Raw genomic sequence first — 22,441 nt, 5'->3', positions numbered from 1 at the left:
ACCCCCCAGGTCATGCGTGCGACAGGGGGCAAACAGCCATACCGGGCCCGGGGGCCAGGCGCCCCGTTGCGGGGCCATGAGAAAGGTAACGGGGTGCCTCTATGGGGTTCGTCAACCCTGTCGTGCCGGGTTTGAGGTGGTTCGCCGGTGTGGGTTCATGCGGCGAGGACGGTGGTCCTGGGCTCGCGGGGTTCGTAGAAGGTGCCGTCGCGAAGCATGGCGAACAGGACGCTGATGCGTTGGCGGGCGAGGCGGAGGAGGGTCTGGGTGTGGGTCTTCCCGCGGGCTCGCTGGCGGTCGTAGTAGGTGCGGGAGGCGGGATCGGCGTTCATACAGGCGAAGGCGGAGAGGAACATGGCTTGTTTGAGCTGCCGGTTTCCGCCTCGGGGCGCGTGTTCGCCGTGGATCGAGGTCCCCGACGACTTCGTGGCCGGGGCGAGGCCGGCGTAGGAGGCGAGGTGGGCGGCGGTGGGGAAGCTGGTGCCGTCGCCGACGGTGACCAGCAGTACGGCGGCGGTCCTGACGCCGACGCCGGGCATCGACGTCAGGACCGGGGAAAGAGGGTGCTCCTCCAGCAGGGCTTTGCTCTGGGCTTCCAGGGCCCGTCGCTGTTCGTGGACGGCTCCCAGCGAGCGGGCCAGGGACGGGATCACGATGTCGAGGGCGCCGGTCCCGGGCACGATGACGGTCTGCTCGTCGAGGGCGGTAAAGACGTCGTCGATCAGCCGGGCGGCCATGCGTGGGGCCTTGGGGCGGATGGCCTCGACGAGTCTGCGGCGGCCGGCTTTGCGCAGGGCGGCCGGGGAACCGTAACGCTCCAGGAGCCAGGTGACGGCCTGGTGGTCGAGGCGGGGGCCCAGGACGCGCTCCAGGCTGGGGTGGAACTGGATGAGCAGACCGCGTATCCGGTTGGAGGTGCGAGTGGCCTCGGCCGCGAGGTCCTGGTCGAAGCCGACCAGCACGGTCAGCTCGGCGGTGATCTCGTCGGTCAGTTCCAGCGAGCGCAGGGTGTGCGGCATGGTGCGGGCCGCGTCCGCGATGACCGCGGCGTCCTTCGCGTCGGTCTTCGCCTCGCCCGGGTACAGGTCGGCGATCCGGCGCATCGCCAGTCCGGGCAGGTAGGCGACCTGGCAGCCGGCGTCGCGGGCGACCGTGAGCGGGAGGGCGCCGATGGAAGCGGGCTGGTCCACGATCACCAGCACGGTGCCGAACTTGGCGATCAGTTTGTCGAAGACCGCCCGCAGTTTCGGCTCACTGTTGGGCATGGCCTTGTCGAAGACCTTCTTGCCGACCGGGGTGAGCCCGTGCCCTTGGTGGGCGCTCTTGCCGACGTCCATGCCGAGGAAGACGCCCACGTTGCCGGTGTCGAACATCGCACCCTTCCAGGGGAGTTGACTTCGTCTGACCTCGGCTTCGGTGTCGTACGCGCGCATCCACGTTATGCAGACCTGCCGCCCGCGAGCTGCCCGGCATTGCGCCGGACCGGACGGTGGCCGGACCTCTCATCAGCGTCTCCGACGGCACCTCCCGGGCCCGGTGACACCACCCCCCAGGTCATCCGTTCGACAGGGGGCAAAAGTCATGCCGGGCCCGGAGGCCAGCGGCCCTCTTGCAGGACCGCGAAAAACATAACGGGGCAGGTCGCGCAAGCCGGTGGCCCGGGCGGCCCGGATGTGGTCCTCGGCCCGCGCCGGCGACCGGCCCGCACCTTCCGCTGGGGCACCCAGCTCGACGTGCGGCCGGTCAAGGCGTTCGGGGACGGCTCCGAGGTCACCGAACAGGCCGTCGCCGGCGCCGTCCTGGTCTCCCTGCTCCTGGCCGTCGCCGTCACCGCGCCGGCGGCCGGCTCGGGCTGCACCTCGGGCACGGGGTCCGGGTCCGGGGTGGCAGGTGCCGGCGCGACCGAGGAGCGGTGCGCGGGTGAGTGGGCGAGCAGGGAGGACAAGACCACCGGCCAGGTGCCCGGCGCCTGTCCCGGGTGGGACGGCTTGGTGGTGAGCCCCACTTGAGGAGTTCGACCCGGGCCGCGGTACCGCTCGACAAAACCGCGTCAGCCAGGCGGTCGCCTGGTCGCTTCTCGGGATTGCGTACGGGCGTAAGGGTCGCTGAGGTCTGAGCGTGAACAACACTGAATGAAATCGGAACAGTTAACGTGTGAAGCCGGGCCCGGCCTGCATTGGTCAACGCGAGATGTTCTAACCGAACTCGCCCTCGCGCACACCGTCTCGGAAGGCTGCCCATTCCTCTGCGGTGAACCGCAGAGGCGGCAGGTCTCGACGGTTCGAGTCACGGACGGCAACCGCTCCGCCACCAAGGTCCGCCACCTCGACGCAGGTGGACGTGTAGGGGCTCTTGCTGCTCTTGACCCAGCGTGTTTGGGTCAGATCGAGTGCGTACAGTTCAGCCTTTTTCGCTTGCATGAGACGCTCCGTTTGGCGCTTGGATATGTGTGCTCCATCCACCCTCACCCTTCTGTTCCAAGGTCACAACTGGCGAGGTGGACACCGGCTTTCGCCACCACCTCAACCCACCACTTGCCCAGCCGCGCAGGTCACGCCGAGGGCGACCTGACGTGCCGGGCTACTGAGTTCCGGCTCGTCCTGTCTGTTCGGCGGCGGGGGCTTTGCGCACCACGGGTGTGCGGAGCCCCCGCCGCCGTCATGAACAGACCTTGCCGTCCCTCGGCACCGTGCCGTGCAGCAGATAGGCGTTCACCGTCGAGTCCACGCAGTCGCTTCCGCTGCCGTACGCCCCGTGGCCCTCGCCCTTCCAGGTGAGTTCCACACCGACGCCCTTGCCGAGCGCGTCCGCCATTCTCCGGGCGCCCTCGTAGGGCGTCGCCGGGTCCCCGGTGTTGCCGATCAGCAGGATCGGCGCCGCACCCGGTGCGCTGACCCGAGGGGTGTCGTACTGACCGGGCACCGGCCAGTCGTGGCACCAGCCGGCCGTGTCCCAGGCCAGGAAGGCGCCGAACACCGGCGAGATCCGCTCGAACTCGGGCAGCAGCTTCCTCGCCTCCTCAGGCGTCGGCCGCCGCTTGGCGTCCAGGCACGATATGACCCGTTGGGCGTGGGTCGTCGTGCCGTAGTGGCCCGAGTCGTCACGGTCGTTGTAGGCGTCGGCGAGAGACAGCAGTCCCGAGCCGTCGCCCTGTTCCGCCGCGGCGAGAGCGCTCGTCAGGGCCGGCCAGCCGCTCTTGCTGTAGAGCGGCAGCGCGATGCCGGTGAGCGCCGAGGTCTCCGTCAGCTTCCGCCCGGAGGAGGCCGTGGGCAGCGGCTCGGCGTCGATTCGCCGCAGCAGGTCCGCGATCTTCCGCGAACCGCGCTCGGGATCCTGGCCGGTGGACTTCAGGTAGGCGTCCAGCGCCCGTTGGAAGCCCCTGGCCTGGTTCAGCGCGTGGCCCACGGAGTCCGCGGTCGGGTCCACCACCGCGTCCAGCACCACCCGCCCGACGCGCTGCGGGAACAAGTGGGCGTACACACCGCCGAGTTCGGTGCCGTAGGACATGCCGAAGTAGTGCATTCCGGCGTCGCCGAGGACGTGGCGGATCAAGTCCATGTCCCGGGCGGTGTCGGTCGTCGAGACGTGCGCGAGCAGCTTCCCGGCCGCCTTCCGGCAGCCCTGGCCGAAGTCGGCCGCGTCCTGGAAGTAGGCCCGCTCCTCGGCCGCGGTGTCCGGTGTCACGTCGATCGCCTCGGCGGCCTGGATCCGCCGGTCGCTGCGGCAGCGCACGCCCGAACTGCCCCCGACCCCGCGGGGATCCCAGCTCACCAGGTCGTATCGCTGCCGCAGGGCGGTGACCTCGGAGGCGTACGACGGCAGCGCTGCCACGCCCGAGCCGCCGGGGCCGCCGAAGTTGAACAGCAGGGAACCGGTGCGCTCCGCGGTGGCCCTGGCGCGGATGAGGGAGAGGCCGATGGTCTCGCCGTCCGGCCGGGACCAGTCCAGCGGTGCCTTGAGCGTCGCGCACCGCCATTCGTCGCCCGGCGCGGGCGAGTCGGTCGTGGCCTCGCAGCGGTCCCAGTCGAGTCGCTGCGAGGTGAGGGAGGAGGGCAGCCGCGCGGACGGCGAGCCGGACGCTGCGGCCGGCGTCGGAGCGGACCGGTTCTTTCCGTCGTCCGCGCTTCGGTCGTCCGGCCCACCGCCGCACCCGGCCAGCAGCACCGCGGCGGCGACCGCGGCCGCCCACTGCGTCAGACGCGCCATGTGCTTCCCCCCTCACAGGCTCTCCGCGGATCGGCCGCGGGGAGCGCTCAGGCCATGGTAGGCGGATCCCATGACCCTCGTGGGAGCCTGTGGATAACCCTCTGACCTGCTATTTTGCGTGTGAGGTGGGGAGGTCGCGGCCCTTCGCCCGGCTACGCGCAGACCGTCCCGGCCGGTGGCACCTTTCCGTCGAGCAGATAGCTGTTCACCGCGTTCTGCACGCACGGGTCCTTGCTGTCGTACGCGCCGTGCCCCTGGCCCTGCCAGGTGAGTTCGACGCCGACACCCTTGCCCAGCGCTTCCACCATCCTCTTGGCGCCCCCGTACGGAGTCGCCGGGTCGCCTGTGTTGCCCACCACGAGGATCGGCGCCGAACCCGGCGCGCTCACGTCGGCGTGGGCGGCCGCTCCAGGTACTGCCCATTGGGTGCAGCTGAGCATGCCCCAGGCCAGGAAGTCCCCGAACACCGGCGAGGCGGCCCGGAACTCGGGCAGCTTCTGCTCCACGAAGGCGGGGGTGTACCGCTGCTTCTGGTCGGAGCAGCTGATGGCGGTGTTCGCGGCGGCGAGGTTGCTGTACTCACCGTTTGCGTTGCGGCCGTTCATCGCGTCGGACAGCAGCATGAGGATCTGGCCGTCGCCGGCGTAGGCCCGCTGGAGCCCTTCGATGAGCGGGGCCCAGAGTTCCTTGGAGTACAGGGCCTGGGCGATGCCGTTGGTCGCGGCGGACCGGGTCAGCCGGCGCGGGAAGATGCCGGGGAGCGGATTGGTGTCGAGTTTTTTGAGCAGAGCGGCGATGCGGTCCTCGACGTCCCGGACGCTGCTGCCGATCGGGCACTTGGTGCCCTTCGAGGCGCAGTCCTTCGCGAAGTTGTCGAGGGCGAGCTGGAAGCCCCTGGCCTGGCCGAGCGAGGTCTGCTCGGGGGTCTTGGTGGGGTCGACGACCGCGTCGAAGACCGCGCGCCCCACGTGCTTGGGGAACAGATGCGCGTACACGCCGCCGAGTTCGGTGCCGTAGGAGATCCCGAAGTAGTGCAGCTTGGAGTCGCCGAGTACCTGGCGGATCAGGTCCATGTCGCGGGCGGCGTCGGTGGTGCGCACATGCGGCAGGATCTTCCCGGAGTTCTTCTCGCAGGCGGCGTTGAACTGTTTGGTGTTGTTCACGAACGTGGCACGTTCGGCGGCGGTTTGCGGTACCGCGTCCTGCTGGAAGTACTGGTCGAGCTGTGCGTCGGTCTTGCATTTCACGCCCGCGCTGCGCCCCACGCCGCGCGGGTCGAAGCTCACCAGGTCGTAGCGGGTGCGCAGCTTGGTGTAGTCCGGGGCGATCGCGGGCAGCGTGGTGATGCCGGAGCCGCCCGGGCCGCCGAAGTTGAAGAGCAGTGAACCGATGCGATTGCCGGGCCCGGTCGCCTTCGTCCGGATCAGCGCGATGTCGATCGTGTTGCCCTGCGGCTTGCTCCAGTCCAGCGGCGCCTTCACGGTGGCGCACTGCCACTTGCCACCTTTGGGCAGCGGCGAAGGTGCCGCCCCGCCGCCCTCCGACGCGGACGGTGCCGGGCAGTCCTTCCAATCCAGCCCCGGGTCCGTCGTACCCCCGCCGACAGAGAGCCCGCCGCAGCCCGCCGTCAGGGCGCTCAACAGGACGGTGGTCGTGGTCAGGGCGGCGGCGCGCAGCCCGTGGCGCTTGTGCATGCCCCCATCCTCACGCCGTCGACGGCCTCCCGCGCGGGACGCGGGCCGTTCGGAGTACGCGCGGCCGCCGTTCCTACAGGGCGCCCTTGCGGGTCAGGTGGTTGAAGGCCAGCCAGCCGGGCAGGACCGGCAGCCACAGCGTCAGCAGCCGGAACATCAGCACCGCGGGAGCGGCCACTTCCTTCGGCAGGCCCACCGCGATCAGGCCGACCGTGAGGGTGGCCTCGACCGCGCCCACGCCGCCCGGGGTCGGGGCGGCCGAGCCGAGCGCGTTGCCGGCGAGGAAGACGACGGCGACGCTGGCGATGCTGAGCGAGGTCGACTGGTCGCCGAAGGCCCGGATCGAGGCGTCCAGGCACATCACGAAGCAGAACGTCAGCAGCAGCATGCCGCCGATGCCGGTGACCAGCTTCTGCGGTCGCTGGAGCACGTCCAGCATGCGGGGCACGACACCCGCGAAGAGCGAACGCACGCGCGTGACGACGAACTTCCGCAGGAACGGCACCGAGGTGACCACCAGCACGAGCACCGCGACCGTCAGCAGGCCCGCGATGACCGTCCGGGACGGCGACAGGGACGGCGTCTTCTCGGTACCGGTCAGATAACCGAAGGACAGCAGCATCAGGATGTGGCAGCCGAGCCCGAACAGCTGCGAGGCGCCGACACTGGCCACCGCGAGACCGGGGCGCACGCCCGCGCGTTGCAGGAAGCGGGTGTTCAGGGCCACGCCACCGACCGCGGCCGGTGCCACGATCTTCACGAACGAGCCGGCGACCTGCGCCGCCACCGTCCGTACGAACGGGACGCGTTCCGGTACGAAGCCCAGCAGCGCCATGGCGGCGGCGACATAGCTGAGTGCCGAGAAGAGCACCGCCGCGATCACCCAGCCCCACTGGGCATGGGCGAAGAGCGTGCCGAACTCGATGTGCGTGAGCTGGGTCAGCAGGTAGTAGGCGCCGATGGCACCCGCGATGAAACTCATCAGCGTGCGGGGCCGGACCCGCTCCAGCCGGGCCGGCTCGACCGGCGCCTGCGGCCTGATCCGCAGCACCTGGTGGCGGATCTGGGTGAGCAGATCCTCTTCGCGGGCTTCTTCCAGTGCCTCGCCGATGGCCCGCTTCTCCGCCCGCGCCTCGGCACGCTCGGCCTTCTTGTCGGGCTTCTCCGATTTTTCCAGCTTCCCTGCTTTTTCCGGTTTCTCGGGTTTCTCGGGTTTTTCCAGGACGACCGGGCCGGTGTCACCACTGTCCTGGGCGGCCTGTTCCAGGCGGGCCTGCTTGGCCTGCCGGGACGCCTCGAGCACCGCCTCGCGTTCCCGCTGCGCCCGCTCCCGGGCCAGCCTGCGCAACGTCGCGCGCGTGGAACGCGTCAGAGCGATGGGCTGGAGCATGGGCAGACAGTCGGCGACCGCGTCGGGTCCCAGGACGCCGACCGCGGAGGCCACGGAACGCTCCGCGCCCACCCGCAGGCCGAGCGTCGTCAGCAGTTGGGCGATGTCCATGCGCAGCAGCAGATCACCGGCCGCGATCTCGCCGCCGCGCAGATCGGTGAGGATCACCTTGCGGGAACGATCCACCAGGATCGCGTCACCGGCCAGCCTGCGGTGCGCGATGCGCCGTGACTGCAACGCCCGCACCTGCTGCCAGGTGTGGTGCAGCAGCTCGTCGGTGATCTCCTCGTCCGCCAGCGAGTCGAGCGTGCGCCCGCCGGTGTGCTCGTAGACGAGCATCACGGCGTCGGGGCCGAGCTCGGAGGTCGCGATGAGCTTGGGCGCGTTGGCGCCGGCCGCGATGGCCGCGTAGGCGAGGAGGGCTTCCTGCTCCAGGGCCTGGCGCAGCGACTGCAGGCTGCGACGGGTGGCGAAACCGCGCAGCGTGAGGTTGCGCCACACGCGGTAGAAGAAGCCCTGTGCCTGCTGCTCGCGGTCGACGACCGTGACGTCCAGCGGCGGCCCGTCCTCCAGGGTGACGAAGTAGCGCCGGCCGCGGTCGCCGTTGTCCGCGGTCTCGGCCGCCTCCTCGCGGGCCGCGCTGACCGGGTGGAAGCCGACGGTCCGCAGGCCCGCCACCAGGGTCCGTCCCGTGGGGCGGACGTTCGGTGAGCCGACCGCGTACAGGGTGCCGTAGGCGATGGTCCAGCCGATCAGCACCGTCAGGATGATCGAGAACGGCGTGGTGTACCCGGTGACCAGCATCGAGAAGGCGTCGAGCAGCAGCACGATCCACAGCACCGAGCGCCAGCGCGGCCGGCGGGACATGCCGACCGCCGTCATGTACGCGATGACGGGGGCGAGGTAACCGTGCACCGGATCGGTGAGCGCGTGGACGTTGCCGGGGGAGGGCTGGGTGAGCGCGTCCTGGATCGAGTGCGGGGCGCCCTTGGCGACCCACAGGTCGGTGGCGAGCGTCACGCCGTGCGCGAGGACGGCCGCGAGCACGCCGTCGGCGATCCGCAGTCCGTCCCGTTTGATCAGCCGCTCGATCGCGAAGGCGACCGGGACCAGCAGGATCGCGATGCTGGACGCCAGCCCGGCGATCTTGATGAGCAGGTCGGGGGCCTGACCGGTGCCCTTGTTGATGTCCTGTTCGAGGCCCGAGGTGGTGCCGTGCGCGAACCCGGCGATCGCCAGCAGTACGACGATGGCGAGCACGCCCACCAGCAGCCGCATCAGGTCGGAGGGACGGTGCACGCGCGCGGGGAGCAGCGGCTCGTCGCCCTCGAGTTCGTCGGCGTGCGTCACGACGTCCTCCTCCGCGGGCTTCCTGCCCGCCTTCGGAGCGTCCGTGCCGCCGGCCTTCGGAGAGCCCGTGCCCCCCGCCCTCTGGGCGTCCGTGCCGCCGGTGCCGGGGCGCGACGAAACTCCAGAGGTGCCCTCCGCGTCATCGGGATGCACGCCCTGCTGCTTCATGGTCTCTTCTTGGTCTCGTATCACCGGTCACCGCCCGCACGATGGTGGCACGTCCCACCGGCACACAGGGGCATCAGGGTGCATATGCGGGGCCGCACAGTCTGCCCGAGGCGCCGCCCTGGAGCGAGGGCCATGCCTCGGACGCGGCGCGGTCCGCTGTCGGTGGGGTGGGGCAGGATGGGACGGATGAGCGAAGTGAGCCCTTCGGACGACGGCCGCCCCGAGCACCCCGACGCGCTGCCCGAGTACGCCGAGCGGGTCCTGGAGGTCGCCGAGATGATCCCGCCCGGGTCCGTCATGACGTACGGCGACGTCGCCGAGTGGCTGGAACGGGGAGGCCCCCGGCAGGTGGGCCGCGTGATGGCCCTGTACGGCGGCGCCGTCCCGTGGTGGCGGGTGGTACGCGCCGACGGGGTCCTGCTCCCGGGCCACGAACTGCGCGCTCTCGCCCACTACCGCACGGAGGGCACACCCCTGAAGGAGGCGAGCAGGGCGGCCGAGGGCCACCTGCCCCGCCTCGACATGAGACGGGCCCGGTGGGACGGCGGCGAACGTGCGCAGGGTCACACCTGACAGCTTCCGCCATTCGAGGGGGTCGTGGGGAGCCCATGGCCCGTACGGGGGAATCGAGGCACGTCCGTGGCATGCCGTACGTTCGTGGCTCGAGGGACACACGTGACGGCGGTGCCGAGGGAGGGCCGGGAGAAGCAGGGGAAGAAGGCGAAGCCCTCCTTCCACGCCCGGCCGCGGCGTAGCGTCGGCTCCGCGTGTCCCCCTCACCCCAACGGCCACCGCCCCACCCCTCGGGCCGCCCGTCCCCGCGACGACGGCGCCTCGCGCCGGCCGTGACAGACCCCAGCACTCCCACCAGGACCGGCGAACCACGTGAGCTCCTCTTCCTCCACCAGGCGCCTGCCGCACCCCCGGGTGCGGCAGGGGGACCGTGGCGCCTACCGACTGGTGCGTACCCCGCCGACCAGACCGGATCCCCCTCGTCTGGACGCCGCACAGCGCTCCGTGGTTGACCACCGGACCGGTCCGCTGCTCGTCCTCGCAGGTCCGGGGACCGGCAAGACCACCACGCTGGTCGAGTCCGTGGCCGCCCGGATCGCCCGCGGCCAGGACCCCGAGCGGATCCTGGTGCTGACATTCAGCCGCAGGGCCGCGGTCGACCTGCGCGACCGTATGGCACTTCGCACGGGCGCGGCCCACGTCCCGCAGGCGACCACCTTCCACTCGTTCTGCTACGCCCTGGTCCGCGCCCACCAGGCCGGCGAACTGTTCGTCGAGCCGCTGCGGCTGCTGTCCGGACCCGAGCAGGACGTGGCCGTCCGCTCGCTGCTGGCAGGCCAGGTCGACCTGGAGCGGCTGGGCCTGGCGCACGTGCGCTGGCCGGACGAGCTGCGCGCCTGCCTGACCACCCGCGGCTTCGCCGACGAGGTCCGCGCGGTCCTCGCCCGCAGCCGCGAGCTGGGCCTCGGCCCCGACGCCCTGGCCGACTTCGCCCGACGTATCGGCCGCCCCGACTGGCAGGCCGCGGCCGCCTTCCTCGCCGAGTACCTCGACGTCCTCGACCTGCGGGGCGTCCTCGACTACGCCGAACTGGTCCACCGCGCGGTGCTCCTCGCCCACCGCCCCGAGGTCGCCGAACGGCTCGCCGCGCGGTACGACGTGGTCTACGTCGACGAGTACCAGGACACCGATCCCGCCCAGGTACGGCTGCTGCGCGCGCTGGCCGGGGACGGCCGCACCCTGCTCGCCTTCGGCGACCCCGACCAGTCGATCTACGCGTTCCGGGGCGCGGACGTGAACGGCATCCTTCAGTTCCCGCAGACGTTTCCGCGCGCGGACGGCACTCCGGCGCCCGTGCGGGTCCTGCGCACCTCCCGGCGCTCGGGCGCCGCCCTGCTGGCCGCGACCCGGCTGCTGACTCGGCGGATGCCGCTCACCCGCCTGCCCGCCGACAAGGTCCGCGCCCACCGGGAACTCACCCCGGTGCGCGACGGCGGCCGCGTCGAGGTCCACACGTATCCGACGGCGGGCACCGAGGTGGACAACATCGCCGACATCCTGCGCCGGGCGCACCTGGAGGACGGCGTCCCGTGGAGCGAGATGGCCGTCCTGGTGCGTGCCGGCGCCCGCTCCATCCCGGGCCTGCGCCGCGCCCTGACGGCAGCCGGAGTGCCTCTGGACGTCGACGGCGACGACCTGCCGCTGCGCCACGAGCCGGCGGTGGCGCCGCTGCTGACGGCGCTGCGGGCGGTGGCGACCGCGGAGACGGTGCGCCGCTCGGAGGAAGCCAAGGAAGCGGGGGAATCGGGGGAATCGGAGAAAGCGGGGGAAGCGGAGGAAGGGGTCGTCGAGGAGCAGGTGGCCGACGTCGAGGGCCCGGCCGCAAGCACCGAGGAGCAGGTGGCCGACGCCGAGGGGCCGGCCGCAAGCACCGAGGAGCAGGTGGCTGACGCCGAGGTGTCGGCCGCAGGTACCGAGGAACAGGCTGCCGGCAGCCGGGAGCAGGCCGCCCTCGCCGGGGAGCAGGCCGCCGCCGCGCAGGCCCCCGAGCGGCCCGAACCGGATCCGGAGGCGGACGCCTGCTGGCTGGACACCGAGACCGCGCTCACCCTCCTCGCCTCGCCGCTGGCCGGCATGGACGCCGCCGACCTGCGGCGCCTGGGCCGCGCCCTGCGCGAGGAGGAACGCGCCGCGGGCAATCCGCTGCCCCCGCCCTCGGACCAGCTGCTCGCGAGGGCGCTTGCGGAACCCGAGCGCCTGGTCGCTCACGACCCCACGTACGCGCGTGGCGCCCAGCGCCTCGGCGCGCTGCTCAGGAAGGCACGGGAGCGCCTGGCGGGCGGAGGGACCGCCGAGGAGGCGCTGTGGGACCTCTGGGACGGCACACCGTGGCCCTCCCGCCTGGAGCGGGCGGCCCGGCGCGGCGGCGCGGCGGGCCGCAACGCGGACCGCGACCTCGACGCCGTGTGCGCGCTGTTCGCGACCGCCGCCCGCGCGGAGGAGCGCACCGGCGGCCTGGGCGCCCTGAACTTCCTCGCCGAGGTCGAGGCCGAGGACATCGCCGCCGACACGCTCACCCGGCGCGCCGTGCGTCCCGACGCCGTGCGGCTGATGACGGCGCACCGCTCCAAGGGCCTGCAGTGGCGCCTGGTCGTCGTCGCCGGCGTTCAGGAGGGCCTGTGGCCGGACCTGCGGCGCCGCGGCTCCCTGCTGGAGGCCGACCGCATCGGCCGCGACGGACTCGCCGCCCCGCTCACCCCCGGCGCGCTGCTCGCGGAGGAGCGGCGGCTGTTCTACGTGGCCGCCACGCGCGCGCGTGAACGCCTCGTGGTGACCGCGGTGAAGGCCCCCGCGGACGACGGCGACCAGCCCTCCCGCTTCCTCACCGAACTCGGTGTCGAACCCAGGGACGTCACCTCCCGCCCGCGCCGCCCGCTGTCGGTGGCGGCACTCGTCGCCGAGCTGCGTGCCACGACCGTCGACCCGCGCGTCTCCGACACCCTCAGGCAGGCAGCCGCGCACCGGCTGGCCCGGCTGGCCGCGCTCGCCGACGACGAGGGCCGTCCGCTGGTGCCGGCGGCCCACCCCTACCGCTGGTGGGGCATGGCCGACCCGACGGAGAGCAAGGTGCCGCTGCGCGACCGCGACCAGCCCGTGGCCCTGTCCGGCAGCGCCCTCGACCAGCTCGCCAACACCTGCGCCCTCCAGTGGTTCCTCAGCCGCGAGGTCAAGGCCGACGCCCCCGCGACCGCCGCCCAGGGCTTCGGCAACGTGGTGCACGTCCTCGCCGACGAGGTCGCCTCCGGGCGCAGCCCCGCCGACCTCGCGGTTCTCATGGAACGCCTGGAGACGGTGTGGAACGCGCTCGCCTTCGACGCGCCGTGGAAGTCGGCGCAGGAGAAGGAACACGCGCGCGTGGCGCTGGAGCGCTTCCTCAACTGGCACGTCCTGGAGCGCGCCGGCCGCACCCCGGTGGCCGGCGAGCACGACTTCGACGTGACTCTGGAAGCGGGCGGCTACCAGGTGCGCATCCGCGGCTCCATGGACCGGGTGGAGGCCGACGCCGAGGGACGTGCCTACGTCGTCGACTTCAAGACCGGCAAGCAGGCGCCCACCGGGGCCGAGGTGGCCCGCCATCCGCAGCTGGCCGTCTACCAGCTCGCGGTCCGCGAGGGCGCCGTCGACGGGGTGTTCGACGGGGTACGTCCCGAGCCGGGTGGCGCCGAGCTGGTCCAGCTGCGCCAGGGCGCGGCCAAACGGGACGGCGGCGACGGCCTGCCCAAGGTGCAGACCCAGGAGCCGCTGGAGGGGGAGTGGGCCGGCGAGCTGCTGGCCACCGCCGCCGGAAAGGTCCTCGACGAGCGGTTCACGCCGACGGCCGGGCAGCACTGCGCGCACTGCGCCTTCCGGGCCTCGTGCAGCGCGCGGCCGGAGGGGCGTCACATCGTCGAGTGACCCGCGTGACGAACGGCACCACCCGTGCTGACCTGCGCGTCTTTCGGCCCCGGCGGCCATCTGGCACGGATTGTCAGTGCCCGCCGCTAGCCTCTGTGAGGTGCCCGCCCGTATCACCGATCCCGAGCAGCTCAAGGAGCTCCTCGGGATTCCGTTCACCCCGGAGCAGACGGCTTGCATCATCGCGCCGCCCGCCCCGCAGGTGATCGTGGCCGGCGCCGGCTCCGGCAAGACGACCGTGATGGCGGCCCGCGTGGTGTGGCTGGTCGGCACCGGACAGGTCGCCCCCGAGCAGGTCCTCGGGCTGACCTTCACCAACAAGGCCGCCGGCGAACTCGCCGAACGCGTCCGCAAGGCCCTGATCAGGGCCGGCGTCACCGACCCCGAGGCCATCGACCCCGACAACCCGCCGGGCGAGCCGTTGATCTCCACCTACCACGCCTTCGCCGGCCGTCTGCTGAAGGACCACGGACTGCGCATCGGGCTCGAACCCACCGCCCGCCTGCTCGCCGACGCCACCCGCTACCAGCTCGCCGCCCGCGTGCTGCGCGAGGCACCCGGCCCCTACCCGGCGCTGGCCCGCTCCTTCCCGGACCTGGTGAGCGACCTCCTGGCCCTCGACGCCGAGCTCGCCGAACACCTCGTACGCCCGGAGGACCTGAGCGCCTGGGACACCGGGCTGCTGCGCACCCTGGAAGGCGCCAAGCTCACCAACGCCGACCTGCGCAAGGTCCCGGAGACGGCCACCGCCCGCCGGGAACTGGCCGAGCTGGTGCTCCGCTACCGGGCCGCCAAACGCGAGCGCGACCTGCTCGACTTCGGCGACCAGATCGCCCTGGCCGCGCGGCTCGCCCGCCTGCCGGAGGTCGGCCGCGTCCTGCGCGAGGAGTTCCGGGTGGTCCTGCTCGACGAGTACCAGGACACCTCCGTGGCCCAGCGCATCCTGCTGGCCGGCCTCTTCGGCGACGGCACCGGCCACCCCGTCACCGCCGTCGGCGACCCCTGCCAGGCGATCTACGGCTGGCGCGGCGCCTCCGTCGCCAACCTCGACGACTTCCCCGAGCACTTCGCGCACGCCGACGGCCGCCCCGCCACGCGCCAGGCCCTCAGCGAGAACCGTCGCAGCGGTGGCCGCCTCCTCGACCTCGCCAACCGCCTCGCGGAACCCCTGCGCGCCATGCACGCGGGGGTGGAGGCACTGCGCCCGGCCCCCGGCGCGGAGCGTGACGGCCTGGTGCGCTGTGCGCTGCTGTCCACCCACGCCGAGGAGATCGACTGGGTCGCCGATTCGATCGCCCACCTCGTGGGGACGGGGACGGCACCCGGCGAGATCGCCGTGCTGTGTCGTACGGCGGGCGACTTCGCCGAGATCCAGGGTGCCCTGGTCGCCCGTGACGTCCCGGTCGAGGTGGTCGGCCTGTCCGGGCTGCTGCACCTGCCCGAGGTCGCCGACCTCGTCGCCGTCTGCGAGGTCCTTCAGGACCCCGGTGCCAACGCCGCGCTGGTACGGCTGCTGACCGGCCCGCGCTGGCGCATCGGCCCGCGCGACCTCGCGCTCCTGGGCCGCCGGGCGAGGCTGCTCGTCGCGCACGCGCGCGTGGACGCCGCCGACGACCCCGACAGCCGGCTCGCCGAGGCCGTCGAGGGCGTCGACCCGGCCGAGATGATCTCGCTCGCGGACGCTCTCGACACCTTCCTCGAAACACCCCTGGACGGCGCCGGGGACGACGACCGGCTGCCGTTCTCCCCGGACGCGCGCGTGCGGTTCGCCCGGCTCGCCGCCGAACTGCGCGACCTGCGGCGTTCGCTGTCCGACCCGCTGATGGACGTCCTGCACCGCGTCCTGGCCGTCACCGGTCTGGAGGTGGAGCTGTCGGCCTCCCCGCACGCCCTGGCCGCCCGCCGCCGCGAGACCCTGGCGAACTTCCTGGACATCGCCGCCTCCTTCGCCGCGAACGAGAGCGAGGCGAGCCTGCTGGCCTTCCTCGGCTTCCTGCGCACCGCCGCCCAGTACGAGAAGGGCCTCGACAACGCGCTGCCCGGTGGCGAGAACACCGTCAAGGTGCTCACCGCGCACAGGTCCAAGGGCCTGGAGTGGGATGTCGTCGCCGTCCCCGGCCTGGTCACCGGCACCTTCCCCAGCGGGCAGGGCCGGGAGAAGTGGACCAGCCAGGGCAAGGTGCTGCCGCACGCCCTGCGCGGCGACGCCGACACGCTCCCCGACATCGACGGCTGGGACGCGCGCGGCATGAAGGCCTTCCACGAGGCCATGAAGGACCACCAGCACACCGAGGAGCTCCGCCTCGGCTACGTGACCTTCACCCGCCCCCGCTCCCTGCTCCTCGGCTCCGGCCACTGGTGGGGCCCGAGCCAGAAGCGGCCACGCGGCCCGTCCGCGTTCCTTCAGGCCCTGTACGACCACTGCGCCGCCGGTCACGGCGAGATCGAGGCCTGGGCGGACGAGCCCGGGGAGGACGAGGAGAACCCGGCCCTGCACCGGGCCACCGCCGACCAGGTGTGGCCCCTGCCGCTGGACGAGACCGCCCTGGCCCGACGCCGTGAGGCCGCCGCGATCGTCCTCGCCCACCTGGAGGACCTCGCCACCGGCGCGAACGGCCACCCGGAGGCCACGCACGACCCCACGTCCCACGACGACCCCGACTGGCCCGCGGCACCGCGGGACGACGCACCTCCACGCGACGACGTACCTCTGCACGACGACGCACCTCCAGGCGACGACGCACCTCCGTACGGCGACGAGCCGCCCTTCGGCGAGGAGGACCCCTTCGGGGGGGACGACCCCTTCGAAGAAGAAAACCCCTTCGGAGATGACAACCCCTTCGAGGAGGGCACCGACGACTGGGACTCCTGGAGCGGCGACCGCCCGACCGTCCCGCACCAGGCGCCCCCACCCGACCACCACGCCGCGCCCCCGCTCGCACGCGAGCACGCGGCGCACCCCGACTCTGACCGTGCCCCGGACCGTGCACCCGGATCCAGCCCCCTCAGCCCGGAGGAGGCCCGCATGGTCGCCTCCTGGGACCGCGACCTCGAAGCGCTGACCGGAGAACTCCGGCGCGCCCGGCAGACCGTCACCGACGTACCCCTGCCGACGACCCTGACCGCGTCGCAGCTGCTGCACCTGGCCGCCGACCCCGACGGGTTCGCGAGGGAACTCGCGCGCCCCATGCCGCGCCCCCCGCAACCGGCCGCACGCCGTGGCACCCGCTTCCACGCCTGGGTGGAATCCCGCTTCGAAGAGCTGACGCTGCCCATGCTGGAGCCCGGGGAACTGCCCGGCGGCGACGCCGAGATCGCCGACGAACGCGACCTCGAAGCCCTCAAGGAGGCCTTCGAACGGACCCCGTACGCCCACCGCACGCCCCACCGCGTCGAAGCGCCCTTCCAGCTCGCTCTCGCCGGCCGTGTCGTCCGGGGCCGTATCGACGCCGTCTACAAGGAGGGCGACGGGGAGCGGGCGACGTACGAGATCGTGGACTGGAAGACGCTCCACTCCCGCACGGCGGACCCGCTCCAGCTCGCCGTGTACCGGCTGGGCTGGGCCGAGCAGCGGGGCATCCCCCTGGACCGTGTCACGGCCGCGTTCGTCTACGTGCGCACCGGCGAGGTGGTACGGCACGACGACCTCCCGGGCCGCGCCGAGCTGGAACGGCTGCTGACGGGGGAGCCGCACGCCGAGCCGCAGTGTGACGAACCGCCCGAACGGGAAGCCACCGCGGGCCGATAGGCTCGGAGCCATGAGCCAGACCCCGGACAGCGCCGTCCGTACGTACATCGAGCAGCACCGCACCGCCTTCCTCGACGACCTCGCCGAATGGCTGCGCATCCCGTCCGTTTCGGCCCAGCCCGACCACGCGCCCGATGTACGGCGCAGCGCCGACTGGCTCGCCGGCAAACTCCAGCAGACCGGTTTCACCACCACCGAGGTCTGGCCCACCCCGGGTGCCCCCGCCGTCTTCGCCGAGTGGCGTTCCGACGACCCCGAGGCCCCCACGGTCCTCGTCTACGGCCACCACGACGTCCAGCCCGCCGCCCGCGAGGACGGCTGGGACAGCGAGCCCTTCGAGCCCGTCGTCCGCGAAGGCCGCCTCTACGCGCGCGGGGCGGCCGACGACAAGGGCCAGGTGTTCTTCCACACACTCGGTGTCCGCGCCCACCTCGCCGCCACCGGCCGCACCGCCCCGGCCGTCAACCTGAAGCTGCTCATCGAGGGCGAGGAGGAGTCCGGCTCCCCGCACTTCCGGGCGCTCGTCGAAGAGCACGCGGAGCGCCTGGCCGCCGACGCGGTGATCGTCTCCGACACCGGCATGTGGTCCGCGGACACCCCCACGGTGTGCACCGGAATGCGCGGCCTCGCCGAGTGCGAGATCCGGCTGCACGGACCCGACCAGGACATCCACTCCGGCTCCTTCGGCGGCGCGGTGCCCAACCCGGCGACCGCCGCCGCCCGCCTGGTCGCCGCCCTGCACGACGAGCACGCGCGCGTGGCCGTCCCCGGCTTCTACGACGGCATCGTGCAACTCACCGACCGGGAGCGCCGGCTCTTCGCCGAGCTGCCCTTCGCCGAGGAGCAGTGGCTGCGCACCGCCAAGTCGTACGCCACCCACGGCGAGGCCGGGTACACCACCCTGGAGCGCATCTGGGCCCGCCCCACCGCCGAGGTCAACGGCATCGGCGGCGGCTACCAGGGCCCGGGCAGCAAGACGATCATCCCCTCCTCGGCGATGGTCAAGCTGTCGTTCCGCCTGGTCGCCGGTCAGGACCCCGACCACATCGAGAAGGCCGTCCGCGCCTGGGCCGCCGAGCAGGTGCCCGCGGGGATACGGCACGAGATCGTGTTCGGCGCGGCCACGCGCCCGTGCCTGACGCCGCTGGACCACCCGGCCCTGCAGTCCGTGGTCCGTGCCATGGGCCGCGCTTTCGAGGCCCCCGTCCGCTTCACGCGCGAGGGCGGCTCGGGCCCGGCCGCCGACCTCCAGGAGGTGCTCGGCGCGCCCGTCCTCTTCCTGGGCATCTCCGTCCCCTCCGACGGCTGGCACGCGCCGAACGAGAAGGTCGAGCTCGACCTCCTGCTCAAGGGCGTCGAGACCAGCGCGTACCTGTGGGGCGACCTCGCGGAGCACTGGCACGATGCGCCCTGACGGGCGCCCACCGGCCCGGGCGGTGTCGTGCCGGGCGCACACTGGTAAGGCCGTCCCGTACCCCCAGGCCCCGCCGGACGCGGACGCCTCCTGTCGCACGTCCCGCTGAACCGCCGCCGAAACAACCGTTGCACCGGGGGAGTTGGAAGCACCCGTGACCACCTGGACCGACCACACCGCCGACCGACCCATCTCGCTCACCGCGCCCAGCGGCATCGACCGGGCCGCCCACCACCGGCTCGACGAGGCCTGGCTCGCCGCGGCATGGAGCCACCCCTCGACGCGCTGCTTCGTGGTCTCCGGCGGTCAGGCCCTGATCGACGAGACACCCGACGGCCGGACCGAACTGGTCACGACGCCCTCCTTCGAGGCGCCCCTCACCGAGGCGCACCGCTACTTCCTCGGCACGGACGCGGAGGGCGTCAGCTACTTCGCCCTCCAGAAGGACTCCCTGCCCGGCCGCATGGACCAGTCCGCCCGCCCGGCCGGCCTGCGCGAGGCCGGCCTGCTGCTGTCGCCCCGGGACGCCGGCCTGATGGCGCACGCGGTGGCCCTGGAGAACTGGCAGCGGCTGCACCGCTTCTGCTCCCGCTGCGGCGAGCGCACCGTGATCGCCGCGGCCGGACACATCCGCCGCTGCCCGGCCTGCGGCGCCGAGCACTACCCGCGCACCGACCCCGCCGTGATCATGGCGGTCACCGACGACGAGGACCGCATCCTGCTCGGCCGCCAGGTGCACTGGCCCGAGGGCCGCTTCTCCACGCTCGCCGGCTTCGTCGAGCCCGGGGAGTCCATCGAGCAGTCGGTGCGCCGCGAGGTCCACGAGGAGGTGGGCGTCACCGTCGGCGAGGTCGAGTACGTCGCCAGTCAGCCCTGGCCGTTCCCCTCCAGCCTCATGCTGGGCTTCATGGCGCACGCCATCTCGACCGAGATCGCCGTCGACGGCGACGAGATCCACGAGGCGCGCTGGTTCTCCCGCGAGGAACTGCGCGCGGCCTTCGAGTCCGGCGAGGTCCTGCCGCCGTACGGCATCTCCATCGCGGCCCGGCTCATCGAGCTCTGGTACGGCAAGCCGCTGCCGACGAGGAGCGCCGTCTGAGGCCCTTGGACGACGAGAAGGCGGCCTTCCCGGGGATGCCGGGGAGGCCGCCTTCGGCGTCTGGGGTGCGACGCGCCGTGATCAGGCGCCGACCTTCTCCTTGACCTGGGCCAGCGACGGGTTCGTGAGAGTCGAACCGTCCGGGAAGAGCACGGTGGGAACCGTCTGGTTTCCGCCATTGGCCTTCTCGACGAAGTCCGCGGACTCCGGGTCCTGCTCGATGTTGATCTCGGTGTACGCGATGCCCTCGCGGTCCATCTGGCTCTTCAGCCGGCGGCAGTAGCCGCACCACGTGGTGCTGTACATCGTCACAGTGCCCGGCATGTCTCTCGCGCTCCTTCGGCGGCTCGGGGACGTATTCGTCGCAGGGGAGGAACGTACGCCATCGCTCCGGCATTCCCACCGGGGGTATCCGGCAGGGCGTGAGGTGCGGCACGAGGACGCGCGGCGTCAGGGCGTCGCATCAGCGCGCGGCATCGGGTCACGGGGCATGTGGCATGGGGACGCGGGCACAGGGCGCGCGGCATTAGTACGACCGCAGGGGCTGCCTGTGGACAACCGGCTCATGGGTCCCACGGCGACCTGGCAGCATGGCTGTGTGACAGCAGCAACGCACTCCCCGCTCTTCCCTCGGGTCCCGGACTCCGCCGACGCGGTGCTCGACGGGCTGGACCCCGAGCAGCGCGAGGTGGCCACCTCTCTGCACGGGCCGGTGTGCGTCCTGGCCGGCGCCGGCACGGGCAAGACCCGGGCGATCACCCACCGCATCGCCTATGGAGTGCGCGCGGGTGTCCTCCAGCCCTCCAGCGTGCTGGCCGTCACCTTCACCAACCGTGCCGCGGGGGAGATGCGGGGCCGGCTGCGCCAGCTCGGCGCGCACGGCGTGCAGGCCCGCACCTTCCACTCCGCCGCCCTGCGGCAGTTGCAGTACTTCTGGCCGAAAGCGATCGGTGGCGCCATGCCCCGGCTCGTCGATCGCAAGATCCAGCTCGTCGCGGACGCGGCCGCCGCCTGCCGTATCCGTCTGGACCGGGGCGAGCTGCGGGACGTCACCGCCGAGATCGAGTGGTCCAAGGTCACCCAGACCGTCCCGGCCGACTACGCCCTCGCGGCCGCGAAGGACGGCCGCACCGCCCCCCGCGACCCGGCCGAGATCGCCCAGCTGTACTCGGTGTACGAGGACCTCAAGCGGGACCGCTCGGTCATCGACTTCGAGGACGTCCTGCTGCTGACCGTCGCCGTCCTCCAGGACCGGGCCGACGTCGCCGAACAGGTCCGCGCCCAGTACCAGCACTTCGTGGTGGACGAGTACCAGGACGTCTCCCCGCTCCAGCAGCGCCTGCTGGAGCTGTGGCTGGGCGACCGCGACAGCCTGTGCGTCGTCGGCGACGCCAGCCAGACGATCTACTCCTTCACCGGAGCGACCCCCGACCACCTGCTCGACTTCCGCACCCGTCATCCCGGCGCCACCGTCGTCAAGCTGGTCCGCGACTACCGCTCCACCCCGCAGGTCGTCCACCTCGCCAACGGACTGCTCGCCCAGGCCCGGGGCCGGGCCGCCGACCACCGGCTGGAACTGGTCTCCCAGCGCGCCCCCGGCCCCGAGCCCGCCTACACCGAGTACACCGACGAGCCCGCCGAGGCCGAGGGGGCCGCCCACCGCATCCACGACCTCATCGCCTCCGGCGTCCCGGCGAGCGAGATCGCCGTACTGTTCCGGACGAACGCCCAGTCCGAGACCTACGAGCAGGCCCTCGCCGACGTCGGTGTGCCCTATCAGCTGCGCGGCGCCGAGCGCTTCTTCGACCGGCCAGAGGTGCGCAAGGCCGGCGTCGCCCTGCGGGCCGCCGCACGCTTCGGCGGCAACGACTCCCTTCTCGACGACGCCGTCGACCTGCCCTCACAGGTGCGTGCCGTGCTGTCGGGGGAGGGCTGGACCCCGCAGCCGCCGGCCGGCTCCGGCGCGGTCAGGGAACGCTGGGAGTCGCTGGCCGCCCTGGTGAACCTCGCACAGGACTTCGCCGCCGTCCGGCAGGGCGCGACGCTCGGCGACCTCGTGGCGGAACTCGACGAGCGGGCGAACGCCCAGCACGCCCCGACGGTCCAGGGCGTCACCCTCGCCTCCCTGCACTCGGCCAAGGGCCTGGAGTGGGACGTCGTCTTCCTGGTCGGCGTCGCCGAGGGCATGATCCCCATCACCTACGCCAGAACCGACGAACAGATCGAGGAGGAGCGCCGGCTCCTCTACGTCGGCGTCACCCGCGCCCGCGAGCGACTGCACGTCTCCTGGTCGCTGTCCCGCTCGCCCGGCGGCCGTCCCGGCCGCCGTCCCAGCCGCTTCCTCGACGGGCTGCGCCCTGGCTCGGCCGGTACGGCGGGCCGTACCGCGCCCGGCGGCTCCGGGGGCATCGAGCGCGGCTTCACCGCGGCCGTGGGGACGCGGGGAGCGCCCGCTCCGCGGCGCACGCAGCGCACCCCGGCCCGGTGCCGGGTCTGCGGCCGCACGCTCACCGACGCCGGCGAGATGAAGCTGATGCGCTGCGAGGGCTGCCCCTCCGACATGGACGAGGGCCTGTACGAGCGGCTGCGCGAGTGGCGGGCGGGCCAGGCGGGGCGCAGCGGGCAGCCCGCCTTCTGCGTCTTCACCGACAAGACCTTGATGGCGATCGCCGAGGCCGTCCCGGACGAGGAGCGGGAACTGGCGCGCATCCCCGGAGTGGGGATGCGCAAGCTCCGCCGGTACGGATCGGATGTTCTCGCCATCTGCGCAGGCCGGGAGCCCGCGGGAGAAGCGACCGAGGACTGACCGAGGACTGATGGGAAATCGTCGAAAAAATAGTTTGCGCACGCGCCGTCCGTCCCCATAGGTTCTTGGTCACGGGAACGGTGGCCTTCCTGAGGCCCT

At 72.5% G+C, this 22,441-nt stretch carries 13 protein-coding genes; 7 read left to right on the top strand and 6 right to left on the bottom strand.

The annotated features are described in order from the left end of the window. Nucleotides 1-155: 155 nt before the first annotated feature. Complete coding sequence (locus tag ACFY3J_RS33760) at nucleotides 156-1,373, bottom strand: IS110 family transposase (protein ID WP_390842420.1); 1,218 nt, start codon at nucleotides 1,371-1,373, stop codon at nucleotides 156-158. A 300-nt stretch (nucleotides 1,374-1,673) separates the two neighbouring features. On the opposite strand from ACFY3J_RS33760, the gene ACFY3J_RS33755 reads away from it, so the two are divergent. Further along, nucleotides 1,674-2,009, top strand: a complete 336-nt coding sequence (locus ACFY3J_RS33755) for a hypothetical protein (protein WP_390842421.1) — start codon at nucleotides 1,674-1,676, stop codon at nucleotides 2,007-2,009. 186 nt (nucleotides 2,010-2,195) lie between these two features. Here the strand turns inward: ACFY3J_RS33755 and ACFY3J_RS33750 are convergent, their stop codons facing one another. From ACFY3J_RS33750 to ACFY3J_RS33735, 4 genes are all read right to left on the bottom strand, one after another. Further along, complete coding sequence (locus ACFY3J_RS33750; RefSeq protein WP_384171676.1) at nucleotides 2,196-2,420, bottom strand: DUF397 domain-containing protein; 225 nt, start codon at nucleotides 2,418-2,420, stop codon at nucleotides 2,196-2,198. 238 nt (nucleotides 2,421-2,658) lie between these two features. Next, the gene (locus ACFY3J_RS33745) at nucleotides 2,659-4,206 is read right to left on the bottom strand and encodes an alpha/beta hydrolase (protein ID WP_390842419.1); all 1,548 of its coding nucleotides are present in this window, start codon (nucleotides 4,204-4,206) and stop codon (nucleotides 2,659-2,661) included. A 152-nt stretch (nucleotides 4,207-4,358) separates the two neighbouring features. Next, nucleotides 4,359-5,900 carry an alpha/beta hydrolase gene (locus ACFY3J_RS33740; protein ID WP_384171670.1) on the bottom strand — a complete coding sequence of 514 codons (1,542 nt, stop codon included), beginning with the start codon at nucleotides 5,898-5,900 and terminating at the stop codon, nucleotides 4,359-4,361. A 73-nt stretch (nucleotides 5,901-5,973) separates the two neighbouring features. Continuing rightward, nucleotides 5,974-8,808 (bottom strand): lysylphosphatidylglycerol synthase domain-containing protein, encoded by a 2,835-nt coding sequence (locus ACFY3J_RS33735; protein WP_384171667.1) that lies wholly within the window; start codon nucleotides 8,806-8,808, stop codon nucleotides 5,974-5,976. A gap of 186 nt (nucleotides 8,809-8,994) precedes the next feature. Here ACFY3J_RS33735 and ACFY3J_RS33730 point away from each other — a divergent pair, with 186 nt between their 5' ends. The 5 genes from ACFY3J_RS33730 (at nucleotide 8,995) to nudC (ending at nucleotide 19,536) form a co-directional block, all read left to right on the top strand. Then, nucleotides 8,995-9,381 (top strand): MGMT family protein, encoded by a 387-nt coding sequence (locus ACFY3J_RS33730; protein WP_384171664.1) that lies wholly within the window; start codon nucleotides 8,995-8,997, stop codon nucleotides 9,379-9,381. 312 nt (nucleotides 9,382-9,693) lie between these two features. Next, nucleotides 9,694-13,275, top strand: a complete 3,582-nt coding sequence (locus ACFY3J_RS33725; protein ID WP_390842418.1) for a UvrD-helicase domain-containing protein — start codon at nucleotides 9,694-9,696, stop codon at nucleotides 13,273-13,275. Between the two features lie 100 nt (nucleotides 13,276-13,375). Further along, nucleotides 13,376-17,023 (top strand): UvrD-helicase domain-containing protein, encoded by a 3,648-nt coding sequence (locus tag ACFY3J_RS33720; RefSeq protein WP_390842417.1) that lies wholly within the window; start codon nucleotides 13,376-13,378, stop codon nucleotides 17,021-17,023. A 10-nt stretch (nucleotides 17,024-17,033) separates the two neighbouring features. Next, nucleotides 17,034-18,437, top strand: a complete 1,404-nt coding sequence (locus ACFY3J_RS33715; RefSeq protein WP_384171655.1) for a dipeptidase — start codon at nucleotides 17,034-17,036, stop codon at nucleotides 18,435-18,437. A 154-nt stretch (nucleotides 18,438-18,591) separates the two neighbouring features. Beyond that, nucleotides 18,592-19,536, top strand: a complete 945-nt coding sequence (gene nudC, locus ACFY3J_RS33710) for an NAD(+) diphosphatase (protein ID WP_384171652.1) — start codon at nucleotides 18,592-18,594, stop codon at nucleotides 19,534-19,536. 81 nt (nucleotides 19,537-19,617) lie between these two features. On the opposite strand, the gene ACFY3J_RS33705 is transcribed toward nudC, so the two are convergent. Then, nucleotides 19,618-19,860, bottom strand: a complete 243-nt coding sequence (locus tag ACFY3J_RS33705) for a mycoredoxin (protein WP_141358602.1) — start codon at nucleotides 19,858-19,860, stop codon at nucleotides 19,618-19,620. A 274-nt stretch (nucleotides 19,861-20,134) separates the two neighbouring features. Here ACFY3J_RS33705 and ACFY3J_RS33700 point away from each other — a divergent pair, with 274 nt between their 5' ends. Beyond that, nucleotides 20,135-22,342 carry an ATP-dependent DNA helicase UvrD2 gene (locus ACFY3J_RS33700; protein ID WP_384171648.1) on the top strand — a complete coding sequence of 736 codons (2,208 nt, stop codon included), beginning with the start codon at nucleotides 20,135-20,137 and terminating at the stop codon, nucleotides 22,340-22,342. Nucleotides 22,343-22,441: the final 99 nt, after the last annotated feature.

Source organism: Streptomyces sp. NPDC001231, from assembly GCF_042896885.1.
Taxonomy (GTDB): Bacteria; Actinomycetota; Actinomycetes; order Streptomycetales; family Streptomycetaceae; genus Streptomyces.
This window is presented reverse-complemented; position numbering and strand designations above follow the sequence as displayed.

Bases quoted from the DNA above. Each gene is read 5' to 3' on its own strand.
- ACFY3J_RS33750 (WP_384171676.1), bottom strand. From the start codon at position 2,420: ATGCAAGCGAAAAAGGCTGAACTGTACGCACTCGATCTGACCCAAACA.
- ACFY3J_RS33745 (WP_390842419.1), bottom strand. From the start codon at position 4,206: ATGGCGCGTCTGACGCAGTGGGCGGCCGCGGTCGCCGCCGCGGTGCTG.
- ACFY3J_RS33730 (WP_384171664.1), top strand. From the start codon at position 8,995: ATGAGCGAAGTGAGCCCTTCGGACGACGGCCGCCCCGAGCACCCCGAC.
- ACFY3J_RS33760 (WP_390842420.1), bottom strand. From the start codon at position 1,373: ATGTTCGACACCGGCAACGTGGGCGTCTTCCTCGGCATGGACGTCGGC.
- ACFY3J_RS33735 (WP_384171667.1), bottom strand. From the start codon at position 8,808: ATGAAGCAGCAGGGCGTGCATCCCGATGACGCGGAGGGCACCTCTGGA.
- ACFY3J_RS33705 (WP_141358602.1), bottom strand. From the start codon at position 19,860: ATGCCGGGCACTGTGACGATGTACAGCACCACGTGGTGCGGCTACTGC.
- ACFY3J_RS33740 (WP_384171670.1), bottom strand. From the start codon at position 5,900: ATGCACAAGCGCCACGGGCTGCGCGCCGCCGCCCTGACCACGACCACC.
- ACFY3J_RS33715 (WP_384171655.1), top strand. From the start codon at position 17,034: ATGAGCCAGACCCCGGACAGCGCCGTCCGTACGTACATCGAGCAGCAC.